Origin of the sequence: Marinovum algicola, assembly GCF_900109145.1 — a bacterium.
GTDB classification, from domain to species: Bacteria; Pseudomonadota; Alphaproteobacteria; order Rhodobacterales; family Rhodobacteraceae; genus Marinovum; species Marinovum algicola.
In genome coordinates this window covers 1-2,666 of sequence record NZ_FNYY01000056.1, presented here as the reverse complement: position 1 = coordinate 2,666, position 2,666 = coordinate 1, and the positions used below count along the sequence as shown (strand labels likewise).

Annotated in this window: 2 protein-coding genes; both read right to left on the bottom strand. The window is 61.3% G+C overall.

All coding sequences use genetic code 11. The features are described 5' to 3' along the window. Window positions 1–98: 98 nt before the first annotated feature. The gene (locus tag BMW90_RS26020) at window positions 99–2,186 is read right to left on the bottom strand and encodes a recombinase family protein (protein ID WP_211569047.1); all 2,088 of its coding nucleotides are present in this window, start codon (window positions 2,184–2,186) and stop codon (window positions 99–101) included. Window positions 2,187–2,540: 354 nt separating this feature from the next. Next, window positions 2,541–2,666, bottom strand: coding sequence for an IS66 family insertion sequence element accessory protein TnpB (gene tnpB / locus BMW90_RS26015; RefSeq protein WP_083416230.1), 126 nt, complete (start codon window positions 2,664–2,666; stop codon window positions 2,541–2,543).

Sequence of the window (2,666 nt, the reverse complement as noted above, 5' to 3'; positions counted from 1 at the left end):
GGTGCCATAAAAACAAACGATTCCAGAGAGATAATTCAACCCGTCCGGGCTGGCGGCGCCCCCCAATCCGGCCGGCGCCAATCGATCCCCTCCCACGATCACCCATGTTGATACCCCCCATTGTCAGGCTGACAGATTCTCAAATCCAGTTCGCCGATCACGTGGTTTCGAAGGCTCCGCACGCCTTCCAGCACGACAGATGTGTCGGGAAACAGATAGGCACCGGTTGGCTGAGGGTCGATGAGCAGACGCTTTTTCCTGATCTGGACATAGAGCCAGTTGACCGGGATACCCAGCTTTGCAGCAAGAGCCGTTGTGCTCAGGTAGCTGGGATCGTGGTTCCACCGCCGGCACGAGGGAGGCGCCTTGATGCCTTCGGCCAGCCGGATACGCTGCACGGTGACAGGGAGAACCTTGTCGGCACAGTGTGCAGAGCGGTGTCCCTCGGTGGTGAGAACGCGGGCGATTTCATCGTCGGGCACGCCAGCCTTTGCAAGTTCAAGCAGGCGCACCCGCATTTCGGCGCCCCGTGCGAGTTTCGCGATTGCGGTTACCCGCATCTTGATGTCGAGCTCGGTCACCGCACCGCCGCGCCAGACGATGCGGACCAGCGCGCTCTCGGGCGTCCGGTTCAGCACCACCTTGTCCACCAGGCAGCGCAGTAGCGACTTGCGATGTGCATCGGTGGTAGCGGGCTCCGCCCAGATTTGCGGCAGACGTCCCGCCAGGGTCACCACCTTGCCGGTGAAAGCCTTGCCCATTGCCATATGCGCGGTCGGTTGCTGTGCGGACTGCTCGGCCAGCGCGGCCTCCGCCGCTCGAACCTCCATCAGCGCGCTTTCCCAGCGGCTCTCAAGTTCGGCGGCGACAAGACGGTTGTCAGGATCGACGCGATTGTACTGTCGCTGTGCCAGGGCCGCTGCATAGCGTTTGCGCTCAACTTCGCGTTCTGCGTTTGCACGCAAGGCGCTGTCGACTTTGCTCTGAGCCCGGCGGGCGCGCGACAGGGCATCAAGTTCCGCAGGGGCCAGCGCGGACAGGAAGGCCTCGGCAACAGCGGCGTCCACTGCCTCGGCCCGGATATGCTGGCAAGTGGGCAAGCCGGAATGGGTGCGCAAGTGGTTGCAGACATACTCTCCGCCGCCCTTGTATCGAACATACATCTTGTGGCCGCAGCGTCCGCACCACACGATGCCATGCAAGAGAAGGTCGCCGTCGCGGGGGATGCCTCTTGTCTTGGTGCGCATGTATTCGGCCCGGTTGTCGCTCACGATGCTGCGGATTTTCTCATAGGTCGGCCAATCGATATAGGCCGGATATCGGTCCTTCACGACGATACGCCATTCCTCGAGAGGTCTCGCCACTTTTGCTTTTGCCGGAGACCGGCTGTCCGGGGACGGGTCCCTCATGCGGGTTCGGCCGTAGACGAAAGCGCCTGCGTAAGCGGGATTCTTCAAGATTGCAGCGACCGCAGAAACCGTCGCACGCGCCCAGTGCAGCTCGCCATGCCGGTCCCTGCGTGGCAGATCGAGGTCACGCGCATTCAGCATGCGCATCACCTTGGCGATGCTGCGCAGCTTCAGAAAGAGTTCGAACACAAGGCCGAGCCGACCCTGAACAGCCATATCGGGGTCTTTCAACACCACGCCGCTGGGGTCCCGCACGAGGCCGACCGGCAAGGTGAGAGCAAGCTCCCCACGCTGTGCCTTGGCGATGAGGCCGGCCGTCAGGCGGCTACGGATCGTATGCAGCTCCAGTTCGGAAATGGTGCCCTTGAGGCCAAGCAGCAGGCGCCCGTTGGCACTGCCGGGATCATAGACACCGTCGCGATCGGCGATCAAACACCCCCGAAGCCCACAGATGTCGAGAAGAGGATACCAATCGGAACAATTGCGTGCGAGCCGTGTCACATCGATGGACAGGATGATCCCCACTTCGCTGAGCCCGACCCGACCGACAAGTTCCTGGAACCCGCTGCGATGTGCGGCCGAGGCGCCGCTCAGACCGAGATCGGCGTCGATCACGTCAATGTCAGCTTCATGCCATCCAAGATCGCGGGCGCGTTGGCTGAGCGCGTATTGCAGCCGCAGGCTCTCTTGGTTGCTCACGACCTGATGCGGCGTCGATTGCCGAATGTAGACGATGGCCTTGCGCTTCAGATGCGCCAGTTGGATCAACTCGGACATCACGAAAGACCTCCGCCAGAACCACGGCTATGTCGTCGACGATCTGGCGCCTTAGCGTCACCGGCAGTGTCGCCCAGAGATCTTCGGGTGCCATGCTCATGATCCAAACATACCACATTTAGTAGATCCAGCAAAGCTTCCACACTCAGTTTGGTGGGGGAAGTCAACAAGGCACACGGCTCGGTCACCGCCACCGGCACATTCAGTGTCACGCCATCGCAATACGCGACCTCGTAGAACGGCGAAGAACTGCTCCTGCGAAACAACGATCGACCAAGAACTTGGAACCTGCGCCCAAAGAGTGGATGGCGCGGATCAAGGACCTGAACCTGCTCTGGAAAAGATTCGTCAGCATCACCAAAGGGGGTATCCCCAAACACCTTCGCAGAGCATGGCCAGCTGAGCGGCGGTCAGACGCACGCTGCCATCCGTTGCCGCGGGCCATGGAAAACGCCCCTTCTCGAGGACTTTGTAATACAG

Excerpts from the sequence above, each read along its gene's own strand:
- BMW90_RS26020 (WP_211569047.1), bottom strand. The coding sequence starts at position 2,186 with ATGTCCGAGTTGATCCAACTGGCGCATCTGAAGCGCAAGGCCATCGTC.